We start from the raw sequence: 14,027 nt of genomic DNA, 5'->3' as shown, positions 1-14,027 counted from the left end.
GGCACCCCAGACACGTACGACCCCGGACGCGCACCATCAGACGCGTACGACCGGACGCGTACCACCGAGAGGACGCCGGAACCGATGCCGACGCCGAACCCCCCGGCACCCCAGCCCGAGATCCTGGCCGCGTTCGAGGCGGCGAAGGGCTTCATGCCCGCGGACGAGGGCCTGGCCCTGTACGCGGCGGCGGCCGAGGCGGGACGGCTGGGTCTGCCCCTGCTGGAGGTCGGCGCCTACTGCGGCCGCTCCACGATCCTGCTCGCCGATGCCGCCCGCGCGGCCGGGGTCACCGCGCTCACCGTGGACCACCACCGGGGCAGCGAGGAGCAGCAGCCGGGCTGGGAGTACCACGACCCGGAGACGGTCGATCCCGAGCTGGGGGTGATGGACACCCTCCCCACCTTCCGCCGCACGCTCCACCGGGCGGGCCTGGAGGACCACGTGGTCGCCCTGGTCGGCCGCTCCCCGGTGATCGCGGCCCTGTGGAACTCCCCCCTCGCCCTGGTCTTCGTCGACGGCGGCCACACCGACGAACACGCCACGGCCGACTACGAGGGCTGGGCCCCGCACGTCGCCGAGGGCGGCCTGCTCGTCATCCACGACGTCTTTCCCGACCCGGTCGACGAGTTCACCGGTCAGGCCCCCCACCGCGTCCACCTCCGCGCCCTGGCATCCGGCGCCTTCACGGAGGTCTCGGCCACGGGCTCGCTGCGCGTCCTGCGCCGTACCGGGCACGGGATCTGAGGCGCGGAGGCTCAAAGGCCGCCCCAGGGGAACGATGGCGGTGCGCGGCGGCCGCTAGGGTGGCCGGGTGTCGTACACCGGACCCGGCTTCGAACCGCCCCCCGCCCGCCGCTCCCGGAGCAGGCTCCTGACCGTGGCGCTGGCCGCGCTCGTGCCGGGGGCGTTGCTCGGGTGGGCCGTCTACGCGATCGTGGGCGGTTCGGGGGACGACAAGGGCGGCGGGAGCGCTGCCGCGGGGGCGTCGGGGTCCGCGGGGTCCTCGGCGTCGGCTTCGTCGCGTGCGCCGTCCTCCGCCGGCGGCTCGGCGTCGGGCGAGTCCGGCGACCCGGACGGCGGGAAGCCGGGCGGCTCCGCCACTTCCGGCTCCCCCTCCGATCGCGCCTCCTCGTCCGCGCCCGCCGGGTCCGGGCCGCTCAAGGGGAAGGTCGTCGTCATCGACCCCGGGCACAATCCGGGCAACTTCCGGCACACCGCCGAGATCAACCGCCAGGTGGACATCGGGACGAACTCCAAGGAGTGCGACACCACCGGCACGTCCACGAACGCCGGTTACGCCGAGGCGAAGTTCACCCTGGACGTCGCCCACCGGATGCGTGCACTCCTCGAGGAGCAGGGCGCCGCGGTGAAGCTGACCCAGGACGCCGACCGGCCGTTCGGGCCGTGCATCGACGAGCGGGCCGAGATCGGCAACAAGGCGAAGGCCGATGCCGTCGTGTCGATCCACGCGGACGGTTCGGGCGTCGGGAACCGCGGCTTCCATGTGATCCTCCCCGGCTCCGTGCACTCCGGCGCTGCGGACACCCGGGCGATCGTCGGCCCCTCCCGTGAACTCGGTGAACGCATCGCGGGCAACTTCGTACGCGTCACCGGCAACGCGCCCTCCAATTACGTGGGCGACGGCACCGGTCTCGTCACGCGTAAGGACTTGGGCGGTCTCAATCTGTCAACGGTTCCCAAGGTGTTCGTCGAGTGCGGCAACATGCGCGATAGCAAGGACGCGGCACTTCTGACCAGCGGTGCCTGGCGGCAGAAAGCGGCGCAGGGAATCTCTGAGGGAATCGTGAGTTTCCTGCGCGGGTAGGGATCGGCGCGCTGATCCAGGCGGACAGCCCGATCGTGCGGACGATAGTGTCGTTCCCACGATGAGGGGTCACCCCCGCGCTTCACACCGGGCCCCGAGGGCGAGGTGGTGACAGCGACGCCTCTACCGACGACGAGACGACCCAGAAGGACCTGAAGTGAATATCCGCTCCCTCACTCGAGGCGACGGCGTGGTGATCGGAGCAGCGGTATTGCTGTTCATCGCGTCGTTCCTCGACACGTTCGGCGGCGACGAAGGCGACATCCCCAATGCCTGGGACAACCTGGGTCTGGTGATGAGCCTGTACATCGCCGGCATCGCCGGTGCCGCTCTCATCGTCATGGCCCGTGTGCTACCCCAGCCGCCGAAGGTCGCCGGTCTTGACCTGGGTCAGTTCGGCGTGGCTCTGACGATCTTCGCCGCGTGGACGTCTTTCTGGACGATCATCGACCCGTTTGGGGCGTTCGATGATGTCCTCTCCGGTCTCGGCGGCAGGGAGCCCGAAGCCGGCGCAGGCCTGATCCTCGGCCTGATCGCCGCTCTGCTCCTGGCCGCGGCCGCCGTCGCCACCCCCCTGGTCCCCGCCCTCAAGGGTGCCCTCATTCCGGCGCCCCGTCCCGCCGCCCCGCAGCCCTATGGCGCCCAGCCGCCCGCCGGTTACGGCTACCCGGGTGCGCAGCAGGCCGGTTTCGGCGGCCCGCCGCAGTCCGGCCAGCCCGGTCAGTCGTTCGGCGGTCAGCAGCCCGGCCAGCCGGCCGCGCCGCCCGTCGCCGACTTCTCGCCGTTCTGGTTCGCCGTCCCGGTGCCCCGGCCGCTGTTCCCGGAGGACGGTTCGCAGACGCCGATCGCCGAACTGGCCCCCGGTACCTGGTACCTGGCCGTCGAACAGCGCGGAGCGGCCCTCGTCGCCCAGACGCAGGACGGCCGCCGCGGCGTGCTCCAGGACACCTCCGGCATCCAGCGCGGCTGACCCCGCTCCATGCCGTACGGCCCCTCGCCCTGCCGGGCGGGGGGCCGTTGTCGTGCAGCTGAATTCCCGCGGAATTCCCGGTGTTGACCGTCGTCCGGGTTTGCATCGGGATTCCGGGGCCAGACGGACATCATGTCCCCTCGAAATCGCACGGGTTCCACTTCCGCGGGGACGGTCGTCGCGGTGATCGCGGACATCATGGCCGTCATTCTCGGACTGTGGATTCTGATGTACCTGTTGGACGCCAACCGGGCCAACGACCTGGTGCAGTTCGTCCATGACGCGGCCTCCTGGCTGGCCGGCTGGTCGCGTGACCTGTTCACGTTCGACGCGGAGTGGGCGCGGGTGGTCGCCGGATACGGACTGGCCGCGGTCGTCTACCTGTTCATCGGCCACGCCATCGCCGACCGCCTCCACCGGCGCTGATCCACACCCCCACGCCCCTCCGACCCACGACCCGGCCACCGCCCGAGCGGCCGGTCGCGTGACCGGGGGGTCTGGGGGTGTCCCCCGGAGAACACAGCACGTTCGACGCGGAGTGGGCGCGGGTGGGCGCCGGATACGGACCGGCCGCGGTCGTCCACCTGTTCATCGGCCACGCCATCGCCGACCGCCTCCACCGGCGCTGACCGGACCTCCCCGGCCCCTTCTCCGCGCTTGAGCCTCTCAGACCAGAGCGCAGCAGTCCGGGTCGAGGCCTCGGGGGAGGCGGTCGCCGCCGAACACCGCGCAGGTGGCCTCGTGGCCGCCGAGCGCGGCGACGGCCAGCAACAGCGAGCCGGCCGTCCAGGTGGTCAGCTCGACCGGCCAGACCGCCTCGTCGTCGAAGACGTACCCCGTCCAGTACAGGCCGCTCTCCGGATCGCGCAGGTGCTGGATGGACTGGAGGATCTCCAGCGCCCAGTCGGACTCGCCCGTCGCCCACAGGGCCAGGGCGAGTTCGGCCGACTCCCCGCCGGTCACCCACGGGTTGGGGATCACGCAGCGCACCCCGAGTCCGGGGACGACGAAACGGTCCCAGCCCTCCGCGATCCGGGCCTTGGCCTCCGTGTCGGTGAGGGCGCCGCCCAGTACGGGGTAGTACCAGTCCATCGAGTAGCGGTTCTTGTCGAGGAACCGCTCCGGGTGGTGCCGGATCGCGTGCCGGAGCGCGCCCGCCGCCAACTCCCAGTCCGGCTGCGGCTCTTCCCGCTGCTCGGCGATGGCCAGCGCACAGCGCAGCGCGTGGTGGACGGAGGAGCAGCCGGTGAGCAGCGCGTCGGTGGTGGGCGTGCCGTCGTCGTCGCGCCGCCAGCCGATCTGCCCGCCGGGCTGCTGCAGTTTCAGCACGTACTCCACCGCCGCGTACACGGTGGGCCACAGGCGGTCCAGGAAGGTGTCGTCGCCGGTGGAGAGGTAGTGGTGCCAGACGCCGACGGCGATGTAGGCGACGAAGTTGGTCTCCCGGCCCCGGTCGGTGACGTCGAGCGGGTCGCCGTCGGCGTACGCCGCGTACCAGGAGCCGTCCGCCAACTGGTGCCTGGCCAGCCACAGGTAGGCCCGCTCGGCGGCCTCGTGGGCGCCCGCGGCGTCCAGCGCCATGGCGGCCTCGACGTGGTCCCACGGGTCGAGGTGGTGTCCGCGGAACCACGGGATCGCCCCGTCCTCACGCTGCACGGCGAGGATGCCCGCGACGGTCGCGGCGGCCTGCCCGGCGGTGAGGACCCCGGGCAGGACGAGGTGTTCTGTCCGGGAAGTGGTCACTTGGCCGCCGCCACGGTCTCGGTGCCCGCCCCCGTGTCGGCATCGGCGCCTGACCCGGCCTCGGTGCGCGGCAGATGCGGTTTGGTCGCGTACGCCACGAAGCTCTTGCCCATCACCGGGTTCAGGGTCCGCTCCGCGATGCGGGTCGCCAGCGGCTTCTTCATGATGTCCCAGACCAGCAGCTTGTGGTACGCCCGCACCGGCAGCGCCTTGTCGTTGTCCACGCCGAAGGCGCACTTCAGCCACCAGTACGGCGAGTGCAGCGCGTGCGCGTGGTGGGTGCCGTAGGGGCGCAGGCCGGCCTCGCGCATCCTGGCCAGCAGTTCGTCGGCCTTGTAGATGCGGATGTGGCCGCCCTCGACCTCGTGGTAGGCGTCGGACAGGGTCCAGCACACCTTCTCGGGCCCGTAGCGCGGGACGGTGACCGCGATGCGGCCGCCGGGCCTGAGCACGCGGACCATCTCGGCGAGGACGCCCTTGTCGTCGGGGATGTGCTCCATCACCTCGGAGATGATCACGACGTCGAAGGACGCGTCGGGGAAGGGCAGCGCGAGGGCGTCGCCCTCCATCGCCGTGGCGGTGGCCCCGGCGGGCACCTCCCCGGCCTCCTTCATCGCCGCGAACCACTTGGCGACCTCGCGGATCTCCTCGCCGTTCTGGTCCAGTGCCACGACCCGCGCCCCGCGCCGGTAGCACTCGAACGCGTGCCGGCCGGCTCCGCACCCGAGGTCCAGGACACGGTCGCCCGGGGCGAGCGGGAACCGGGAGAAGTCGACGGTCAGCACGTGGCCCTGCTTTCGCGGTGGGAGGTGACGGGTTCTTCTACGACGAGCGCCGGGGCCGCCACGGGACCGGCGACGACAGGACCGGCGCCCGCGGTCGCCGCGGCCTCTGCGGTCCCCGCGCCGGCCATCGCCTCGCGGTAACGGGCCACCGTGCCCTCGGCCGCGCGGGCCCAGGTGAAGTGCCGCAGCACCCGCTCCCGGCCGGCCGCGCCGAGCCGCGCGCGCAGTTCGGGGTCGCCGAGCAGTCGGTTCAGTCCGGCGGCCAGCGCGCCCGCGTCGCCGGGCGGGACGGCCAGGCAGGTCTCACCGTCGCGGCCGGCCACCTCCGGGATCGCGCCGCCGGTCGTGGCGAGCAGCGGCGTGCCCGTGGCCATGGCCTCGGCGGCCGGGAGCGAGAAGCCCTCGTACAGCGACGGCACGCAGGCGACCTGGGCGGAGCGCACGAGGTCGACCAGTTCCGCGTCCGAGATGCCCTTGACGAACTCGACGGCGCCCTCGAGCCCGTAGCGCTCCACCGCGTCGGCGACGGGCCCCTTGGCGGGGCGCTTGCCGACCACGACGAGGTGGGCCTCGGGCTGCTCGACGCGGACCTTCGCCAGTGCCTCGACGAGGAAGACCAGGCCCTTGAGCGGCACGTCCGCACTGGACGTGGTCACGATCCGGCCCGGCACGACGGGCACCGAGGCGTCCGGCGAGAACAGGTCGGTGTCGGCGCCGATGTGGACGACGTGGATCCGGTCCTGCCGTACGCCCAGGTGGTCGACGATCTCGTCGCGGGAGGTGCCGGAGACGGTGAGCACGGAGGGCAGCCGGCGGGCCACCCGCTTCTGCATCCTGGTGAAGGCGTACCAGCGGCGCACCGAGGCGCGGCGCCGTCTGCTCCCGGCGGCGTCCAGCTCCAGCTGCCGGTCGACGGTGATGGGGTGGTGGATCGTGGTCACCAGGGGTGCGCCGAGGTCGCCGAGCAGGCCGTAGCCGAGCGTCTGGTTGTCGTGCACGACGTCGAAGTCGCCGCGCCGGTCCCGCAGATGGCGGCGGGCCCGCAGGGAGAAGGTCAGCGGTTCGGGGAAGCCGCCGGTCCACATCGTGCCGACCTCGAGCGCGTCGATCCAGTCGCGGTACTCGCCGCGGCCCGGGGTGCGGAAGGGGTCGGGCTGGCGGTAGAGGTCGAGGCTGGGCAGCTCGGTGAGGCTCAGTCCGTCGTGGCCCTCGTCGAGGACGGGGTAGGGCTGGGCGCCGATGACCTCGACCTGGTGCCCGAGGCGGACGAGTTCGCGGGAGAGGTGGCGTACGTAGACGCCCTGTCCGCCGCAGAACGGGTTCCCCTTGTAGGTGAGGAGTGCGATGCGGAGCGGTCGCATGCCGTCGGCGGCGGCGGAGGGACCCCGCGAGGGCCCGGCCTGACTGGCCTCAGCGGTCACCCTGGGCCCCCTTCTCCCTGCACGGTCCCGCGACTCTACGTCGGGACGTTAACCTGGAACAAGTTTCAGAGTTGATCGTTCCGCGGCTCCGAATCTACCGGCAGGTAGGGACGCCGGAAGCAGTGGATCAGGTGATTCACGCCACGACGGGACGCGTGCCATGCTGTCCGATCACCACCCCTCACCGACGGTCACGGAACGGGGCCCATGCCCACGGAAGCCCACACCGAGAAGGCGGCCGAGGCGGCGACGCCGCCCAAGCCGAACAAGGCCGGCAGGACCGCCAGGACCTCCAGGACCGACAAGTCCGGCGAGGCGGACAAGGCGGCGCTCATGGACGCCGGTGCCACCGGAGCCTCCCCCACCTCACCCCTGACCGAGCGGCAGGAGGCGCGCAGGCGCCGCATCCTGGACGCGAGCGCCCGGCTGGCCGGCCGGGGCGGCTTCGACGCGGTGCAGATGCGGGAGGTCGCGGAGTCCTCACAGGTGGCGCTGGGCACGCTGTACCGCTACTTCCCGTCCAAGATCCACCTGCTGGTGGCCACGATGCAGGACCAGCTGGAGCGCATGCACCGCACCCTGCGGAAGAAGCCCCCGGCGGGCGACACGGCCGCGGAACGGGTCACCGGGACCCTGATGCTGGCCTTCCGCGCGCTCCAGCGCGAGCCGCAGCTGGCCGACGCGATGGTGCGCGCGCTGACCTTCGCGGACCGCAGCGTGAGCCCGGAGGTCGACCAGGTCTCCCGCCGGACGACGATGATCATCCTGGACGCCATGGACCTCGGGGAGCCCACACCGGACCAGCTCGCCGCGGTCCGCGTCATCGAGCACACCTGGCACTCGGCCCTGATCACCTGGCTGTCGGGGCGCGCCTCGATCGCCCAGGTCAGGATCGACATCGAGACGGCGTGCCGACTGATCGACCGGACGGCACCGAAGGATGGAGCGCCGTGAAGTCGAAACGTTCGACGCCCTTCCGTCAGCCGCCGCGTGCCGCTCTCACTCCCCTGACCGGTCACCCTTCGGCCGTCCATGGACCGATTGCGCGTGAACGGTTGACCGACGGGGCGGGCCGGTCCATGGCGACGTGACCTCGGCCGCCTCGGTTCACGCCACTTCCGACCACTTTCTTACGTACGGGTAGAGTGACGGCGTCGTCATCACCCGTACGGGGGAAAGCCGGTGCAATTCCGGCGCTGACCCGCAACCGTGAGCCGTCCCCCGGGACGGCGAGCCGGAACGCCCCGGACGGTTCGTGACCGGCTCACGCGCCCGGCGGCCCGCCGGGGCGCGGCACCGTCGAGGTTTACGGAGCCGAGCCGCCGGGATGTCCCGTGCTGCCTGGCTCCCCAGTGGGAAAGAGGCATCCGCCGATCATGAACGTCCGTAGCAGCGCAGCGGTTCTGGCCGCCGTCGCCGTGATCGGTGCCGCCGTACCGGCCGCCGCCGACTCGTCCCCGTCCCCCTCACCGTCCCAACAGCCCCTGCCCGCCGCCCTGTACGGCGACGGCGATCCGCAGTACGACGGCGTGTGGCGGCAGTCGCTCGCCCTGCTCGCCCAGCACACGGTGGGCGTCGAGCCGCCGAAGTCGTCCGTCGACTGGCTGGCGGGGCAGCAGTGCGCCGACGGCTCGTTCGCCCCGTACCGTGCGGACACCGGCACGGCGTGCGACGCCACGACCATGGTCGACACCAACCAGACCGCCGCCGCCGTCCAGGCCCTCGCCGCCCTCGGCGGGCACGACGCCGTCGTCGGCAAGGCCGTCGACTGGCTGAAGTCCGTGCAGAACGAGGACGGCGGCTGGGGCTACATGGCGGGCGGGGACAGCGACGCCAACTCCACCTCCGTGGTCATCGGCGCGCTCGCCGCGACGGGCGAGAAGCCGGCCGAGGCGGTCAAGGACGGCAAGTCCCCCTACGACGCCCTGCTGAAGCTGGCGCTGCCGTGCGACGACGAGGGTGACGGCGCGGGCGCGTTCGCCTTCCAGCCGGGCAAGAAGGGCGAACTGGTCGCCAATACCGACGCCACGGCGGCGGGCGTGGCCGGCTCCCTCGGCGCGGGCCTGGTGGTCGAACCCGGCAAGGGCGAGTCGGCGGACGCCGGTTGCGAGAAGGCGGACACGCCCGAGCAGGCCGCCGCCAACGGCGCCGCCCACCTCGCCGGCGTACTCGCCGGGGACGACCACCTCGTCTCCGCCCTCCCCGGCTCCGAGGACCAGCCCGACTACGGCAACACCGCCGACGCGGTGGTCGCGCTCGCCGCGCAGGGCGCCACCGGGCAGGCCGCGAAGTCCGCGGCCTGGCTGGCGGAGAACGCCGCCGACTGGGCCGCCCAGAGCGGCCCCGCCGCCTACGCCCAGCTGATCTTCGCCGCCCACGCGACCGGCACCGACCCGCGCGCCTTCGGCGGCACCGACCTGGTGAAGCAGCTCTCGGCGACCGGGCCGGCCGCCGGGGAGTCCTCGCGGACGGCGAACGACGACAAGGCCGGACAGGACGAGAAGGCCGCGAAGGCCGCGTCGGACTCCGGGTCCGGCCTCCGGTGGACCCTCTCGATCGTCGGTGTCTGCCTCGTCGCCGCTGTCGGCGCCGTCTTCCTGCTGCGCGGCCGGAGCCGGAAGCAGCAGTCGTGATCCGCCGGGCCACCGTGCTGTTCCTGGCCGCGCTCCTGCCGCTGCTGGCGGGCGTGGGCCAGGCGCAGGCCGCCGGCTACCGGTACTGGTCGTTCTGGGACCTGGACGGCGACGCGTGGACGTACGCCACCCAGGGGCCCTCGACGGCCCGTCCCGCCGACGGCGACGTCCAGGGTTTCCGGTTCGCCGTCAGCGAGGACTCCGCCGACGCGACGCGGCCCCGGGGCGCCGCCGACTTCGCCGCGATCTGCGCGAAGACCCCGGCGAAGGACGGTGAGAAGCGGGTGGCCCTGGTCATCGACTTCGGTATCGCCGCCGACGCCCCGTCCGGCGAGACCCCGCCGGACGGCCGCACCGCCTGCGCCCGGGTCCCCTCGGACGCCACGACGGCCGAGGCCCTGGCCTCCGTCGCCAAGCCCCTGCGCTACGACAGCAACGCCCTGCTGTGCGCGATCGCGGGCTATCCGGAGAAGGGCTGCGGGGAGCAGGTGTCGGGCGGCAGCGCACCGGCGCCCGGGAAGCCCGAGAAGTCGGAGGGGGAGGACGGCGCGAAGTCCTCGGCGCCGACGGCGTCTTCGTCCTCCTCGGAGGGCGACGGCGGCCCCTCGCTCGGTCTGGTCGCCGGGATCGCCGTGGTGGCGTTGCTGGGGGCGGCGGCGGTCTGGCAGGTACGCCGTCGTGGCTAGCGGCGCCCGACCACGGGGGCGCACCGGCACCGGCACCGGACGTCCGGTGCCGCCGGGCGCCCCCGCCTCGCGCCGCCGGCAGGGCAGTGCCCTGCATCCCGGTGCCTGGTGGCTGTGGGCCCTGGCCCTCGGTGTCGCCGCCACCCGTACCACCAACCCGCTGCTGCTCGCCCTCCTCGTGACCGTCTCCGCGTACGTCGTGGCCACCCGCCGCCCGAACGCGCCCTGGGCCCGCTCCTACGGCGCGTTCGTCAAGCTGGCGCTCCTCGTGCTCGCCGTCCGCCTGCTCTTCGCGATCGTCCTCGGCTCCCCCGTACCCGGCACGCGTGTGCTGGTCGATCTGCCCGAGGTCCCGCTCCCCGACTGGGCGCAGGGCATCCGCCTGGGCGGCGAGGTCACGGCCGAGGCCCTCACGTTCGCCCTGTACGACGGCCTGAAACTGGCCACGCTGCTCATCTGCGTCGGTGCCGCGAACGCCCTCGCCAACCCCTCCCGTCTGCTGAAGTCCCTGCCCGGCGCCCTGTACGAGATGGGGGTGGCCGTCGTCGTGGCGCTGACGTTCGCGCCGAACCTGATCGCGGACGTCCAGCGGCTGCGCGCCGCCCGCCGGCTGCGGGGCCGTCCCGACCGGGGTGTCCGGGGGCTGCTGCAGGTCGGACTGCCGGTCCTGGAGGGCGCGTTGGAGCGTTCGGTCGCGCTCGCCGCCGCGATGGACGCCCGCGGTTACGGCCGCAGCGCGCAGGTCCCGGCCGGGATCCGCCGCACCACCGCCGCCCTCACCCTCGGCGGGCTGCTCGGCGTCTGCGCCGGAACGTACGGACTGCTCACCGCCGAGGGCGCCGTCCACGGCCTGCCCGTGCTCCTGGCCGGTCTCGCCGCCGCGCTCGCGGGCCTGTGGCTGGGCGGCCGGCGTTCCCTGCGCACCCGTTACCGCCCGGACCGCTGGGACGCCCGCGCCTGGCTGGTCACCGGCTCCGGCGCGGCGGTCGCGGCGCTGCTGGCGCTCGCCGCCGCGCGTGATCCGGCGGCCCTGCACCCCGGTGTGGTGCCGCTGGTCGCGCCCACGCTCCCCCTGTGGCCGGCGGCGGCCGTACTGATCGGCCTGCTCCCCGCCTTCGTCACACCCGCCCCCGAGGACACCGGCAAGGAGCCGTCGTGATCCGCTTCGAGAACGTCTCCGTGACGTACGACGGCCTGCCCGAACCCTCCGTGCGGGGCGTCGACTTCGAGGTGCCGGAGGGTGAACTCGTCCTGCTCGCCGGCCCGTCGGGGGTCGGCAAGTCCACCGTGCTGGGCGCGGTCAGCGGCCTCGTACCGCACTTCACCGGCGGCACTCTGCACGGCAGGGTCACGGTGGCCGGCCGCGACACCCGCACCCACAAGCCGCGCGAACTCGCCGACGTCGTGGGCACGGTGGGCCAGGACCCGCTGTCCCATTTCGTGACGGACGTCGTCGAGGACGAACTCGCCTACGGCATGGAGTCGTTGGGTCTGCCTCCGGAGGTGATGCGGCGCCGCGTCGAGGAGACCCTGGACCTGCTGGGCCTGGCCGGCCTGCGCGGGCGTCCCCTCTCGACGCTCTCCGGCGGCCAGCAGCAGCGGGTCGCCATCGGCTCGGTGCTCACCCCGCACCCGCGGGTGCTGGTCCTGGACGAACCGACGTCCGCGCTGGACCCCGCGGCGGCCGAGGAGGTCCTCGCGGTCCTCCAGCGCCTGGTCCACGACCTCGGCACCACCGTCCTCATGGCCGAGCACCGGCTGGAACGCGTCATCCAGTACGCCGACCGGGTGGCGCTGCTGCCGGGGCGGGGCGAGCCCCCACTGCTCGGCACACCGGCGGAGGTGATGGCCGTCTCCCCGGTGTTCCCGCCGGTGGTGGCGCTGGGCCGGCTCGCGGAGTGGTCCCCGCTGCCGCTGACCGTGCGGGACGCGCGCCGTCGGGCGGCCGGGCTGCGGGAGCGGCTGGCCGGGGCCGCGGCGCAGCAGGAGCCCGCACGGAAGGCTCCGGCTCCCGTGCCCTCCGGCCGGCGCCTGTTCACACGCACCAGGGCCGACGCCTCGGCGCCCGCCCCCGTGGCGGAAGCCCGCTCCCTCGCCGTCCGCCGCGGCCGTGTCCAGGCCCTGCGCCACATCGACCTGACGGTCGCCCCCGGCGAGACGGTCGCCCTGATGGGCCGCAACGGCGCCGGGAAGTCGACGCTGCTCGGCGCGCTGGTCGGTCTGGTCGAACCCTCCGCCGGCTCGGTCCGCACCGGTGACGCCGTGCCCCACCGCCTCCGCCCCCGCGACCTGGTCCGCCGGGTGGGGCTCGTCCCGCAGGAGCCGCGCGACCTGCTGTACGCGGACACGGTCGGCGCGGAGTGCGCCGCCGCGGACCGGGACGCGGAGGCGGAGGCGGGCACCTGCCGCGCCCTGCTGTCGGAGCTGCTCCCCGGGGTCGCGGACGACACGCACCCCCGTGACCTGTCCGAGGGCCAGCGCCTCACCCTCGCCCTGGCCGTCGTCCTCACCGCCCGCCCGCCCCTGCTCCTGCTCGACGAGCCGACCCGCGGCCTGGACTACGCGGCGAAGGCCCGCCTGGTCGCCGTGCTGCGGGGGCTGGCCGCCGAGGGCCACGCCATCGTCCTGGCCACGCACGACGTGGAACTGGCGGCGGAACTCGCCCACCGGGTGGTCCTGCTCGCCGAGGGCGAGGTCATCGCCGACGGGCCGGCGGCCGAGGTGGTCGTCGCGTCCCCGTCCTTCGCCCCCCAGGTGGCGAAGATCCTGGCCCCGCAGCAGTGGCTCACGGTCTCCCAGGTACGGGCGGCCCTGTCATGACCCCCGCACGCACCCCGACCACCGGCACCGTCACCGGCGCGCAGCGCCAGGTGCGGGCCGTCCGCTTGGGACCGCGGTCGCTGCTGGCGCTGGCCCTGGTGAGCGCGGTGGGCGTGGCCGCCTTCGGCTGGCCCTTCCTGGCCCCGCCCGCCTCCACCCTCAACGCCCACGCGCAGGACGCGCCGTGGCTCTTCGCGGGGCTGCTGGTGCTGCTGGTCGCGGTGGTGGCGGCGACGATCTCGGAGTCGGGCCTCGGCCCGAAGGCGGTCGCGATGCTGGGCGTCCTGGCGGCGACGGGCGCGGCCCTGCGCCCCATCGGCGCGGGGACGGCCGGTCTGGAACCCATGTTCTTCCTGATGGTGCTGAGCGGCCGGGTCCTCGGCCCCGGCTTCGGCTTCGTGCTCGGCTCGGTGACGATGTTCGCGTCCGCGCTGCTCACGGGCGGGGTCGGCCCGTGGCTCCCGTTCCAGATGCTGGCGATGGGCTGGTTCACGATGGGCGCGGGCCTGCTCCCGGGCCCGGACCGCCTCCGGGGCCGCGCGGAGCTGTGGATGCTCGCCGCCTACGGCTTTCTGGCGGCCTTCGCCTACGGCACGGTGATGAACATGGCGGGCTGGCCCTTCATGGCCGCCCTCGCCTCGAACATCTCCTTCGACCCGGACGCGTCGGTCCCCGCCAACCTGGCCCGCTTCGTGGCGTACTGCCTGGCCACGTCCCTCGGCTGGGACCTGGGCCGGGCCCTGCTCACCGTCGTCCTGGCCCTGACCCTGGGCGCCCCGGTCCTCCGCGCCCTGCGCCGCGCCACCCGCCGGGCCGCTTTCGAGACGCCGGTCACTTTCACGGGGCATCCCTGAGTAATCGCCCCGCACGCCCACGGTGACGACGACGGCCCGCCACGGTGAACCACCCCACATGGCCCGGATCACATACGAAGCGGCCTCGTAGCCCTCGGCCCGCCCCCGCCCCCCCTCCCCCACCCGCCCCGACCTGCGCGCACACCTGCGGACCACATTCCGGCAATGCACACGAAATGCGACCACGGCTAGTAAACACGGGCATTGCGTGACGAACCCTCGAGCTGTTTCTGTGGAGCAGTCGCCAGGCGCCGACGTGCCCCCACGGGCCGCGGCGCCGACGCATG

The 14,027-nt window shown here is 73.6% G+C and carries 14 protein-coding genes and 1 riboswitch; of the genes, 11 read left to right on the top strand and 3 right to left on the bottom strand.

Annotated elements, in window-relative coordinates:
- Window positions 1-84: 84 nt before the first annotated feature.
- The 5 genes from PYS65_RS25630 to PYS65_RS25610 all read left to right on the top strand — a co-directional run bounded on the left by PYS65_RS25630 (window position 85) and on the right by PYS65_RS25610 (window position 3,427).
- On the top strand, window positions 85-747 hold the full coding sequence (locus tag PYS65_RS25630) for a class I SAM-dependent methyltransferase (RefSeq protein ID WP_279336288.1): 663 nt from the start codon (window positions 85-87) through the stop codon (window positions 745-747).
- 67 nt (window positions 748-814) lie between these two features.
- On the top strand, window positions 815-1,828 hold the full coding sequence (locus PYS65_RS25625; protein ID WP_279336287.1) for an N-acetylmuramoyl-L-alanine amidase: 1,014 nt from the start codon (window positions 815-817) through the stop codon (window positions 1,826-1,828).
- 157 nt (window positions 1,829-1,985) lie between these two features.
- Window positions 1,986-2,798, top strand: a complete 813-nt coding sequence (locus tag PYS65_RS25620) for a DUF5336 domain-containing protein (protein ID WP_279336286.1) — start codon at window positions 1,986-1,988, stop codon at window positions 2,796-2,798.
- A gap of 132 nt (window positions 2,799-2,930) precedes the next feature.
- A complete protein-coding gene (locus tag PYS65_RS25615; protein WP_279336285.1) occupies window positions 2,931-3,224 on the top strand; it encodes a hypothetical protein in 294 nt (97 codons plus the stop codon).
- 77 nt (window positions 3,225-3,301) lie between these two features.
- The gene (locus PYS65_RS25610; protein WP_279338172.1) at window positions 3,302-3,427 is read left to right on the top strand and encodes a hypothetical protein; all 126 of its coding nucleotides are present in this window, start codon (window positions 3,302-3,304) and stop codon (window positions 3,425-3,427) included.
- 37 nt (window positions 3,428-3,464) lie between these two features.
- Here PYS65_RS25610 and PYS65_RS25605 read toward each other — a convergent pair whose 3' ends face one another.
- From PYS65_RS25605 to PYS65_RS25595, 3 genes are read right to left on the bottom strand one after another with little or no spacing between them, the layout of a single operon-like run.
- On the bottom strand, window positions 3,465-4,541 hold the full coding sequence (locus tag PYS65_RS25605; RefSeq protein ID WP_279336284.1) for a prenyltransferase/squalene oxidase repeat-containing protein: 1,077 nt from the start codon (window positions 4,539-4,541) through the stop codon (window positions 3,465-3,467).
- Window positions 4,538-5,326 carry a class I SAM-dependent methyltransferase gene (locus PYS65_RS25600; RefSeq protein ID WP_279336283.1) on the bottom strand — a complete coding sequence of 263 codons (789 nt, stop codon included), beginning with the start codon at window positions 5,324-5,326 and terminating at the stop codon, window positions 4,538-4,540. The genes PYS65_RS25605 and PYS65_RS25600 overlap by 4 nt, the downstream gene beginning before the upstream one ends.
- Window positions 5,320-6,747 carry a glycosyltransferase family 4 protein gene (locus tag PYS65_RS25595; protein WP_279336282.1) on the bottom strand — a complete coding sequence of 476 codons (1,428 nt, stop codon included), beginning with the start codon at window positions 6,745-6,747 and terminating at the stop codon, window positions 5,320-5,322. The genes PYS65_RS25600 and PYS65_RS25595 overlap by 7 nt, the downstream gene beginning before the upstream one ends.
- 333 nt (window positions 6,748-7,080) lie before the next feature.
- Here PYS65_RS25595 and PYS65_RS25590 point away from each other — a divergent pair, with 333 nt between their 5' ends.
- The 6 genes from PYS65_RS25590 (at window position 7,081) to PYS65_RS25565 (ending at window position 13,740) form a co-directional block, all read left to right on the top strand.
- Window positions 7,081-7,701 (top strand): TetR family transcriptional regulator, encoded by a 621-nt coding sequence (locus tag PYS65_RS25590; RefSeq protein ID WP_279338075.1) that lies wholly within the window; start codon window positions 7,081-7,083, stop codon window positions 7,699-7,701.
- Between the two features lie 202 nt (window positions 7,702-7,903).
- Window positions 7,904-8,000: riboswitch (adenosylcobalamin-variant (AdoCbl-variant) riboswitch) on the top strand.
- A gap of 123 nt (window positions 8,001-8,123) precedes the next feature.
- Window positions 8,124-9,380 carry an SCO2321 family membrane protein gene (locus PYS65_RS25585; RefSeq protein ID WP_279336281.1) on the top strand — a complete coding sequence of 419 codons (1,257 nt, stop codon included), beginning with the start codon at window positions 8,124-8,126 and terminating at the stop codon, window positions 9,378-9,380.
- Complete coding sequence (locus tag PYS65_RS25580) at window positions 9,377-10,066, top strand: SCO2322 family protein (RefSeq protein ID WP_279336279.1); 690 nt, start codon at window positions 9,377-9,379, stop codon at window positions 10,064-10,066. Before PYS65_RS25585 ends, PYS65_RS25580 begins: the two co-directional genes overlap by 4 nt.
- The gene (locus PYS65_RS25575; RefSeq protein WP_387037739.1) at window positions 10,059-11,225 is read left to right on the top strand and encodes an energy-coupling factor transporter transmembrane component T; all 1,167 of its coding nucleotides are present in this window, start codon (window positions 10,059-10,061) and stop codon (window positions 11,223-11,225) included. The genes PYS65_RS25580 and PYS65_RS25575 overlap by 8 nt, the downstream gene beginning before the upstream one ends.
- A complete protein-coding gene (locus PYS65_RS25570; protein WP_279336278.1) occupies window positions 11,222-12,886 on the top strand; it encodes an ABC transporter ATP-binding protein in 1,665 nt (554 codons plus the stop codon). Before PYS65_RS25575 ends, PYS65_RS25570 begins: the two co-directional genes overlap by 4 nt.
- Window positions 12,883-13,740: an ECF transporter S component gene (locus PYS65_RS25565; RefSeq protein WP_279336277.1), complete on the top strand. Its 858-nt coding sequence runs from the start codon at window positions 12,883-12,885 to the stop codon at window positions 13,738-13,740. Before PYS65_RS25570 ends, PYS65_RS25565 begins: the two co-directional genes overlap by 4 nt.
- The last annotated feature ends 287 nt before the right edge of the window (window positions 13,741-14,027 follow it).

The organism is Streptomyces cathayae, assembly GCF_029760955.1.
GTDB lineage: Bacteria > Actinomycetota > Actinomycetes > Streptomycetales > Streptomycetaceae > Streptomyces > Streptomyces cathayae.
This window is presented reverse-complemented; position numbering and strand designations above follow the sequence as displayed.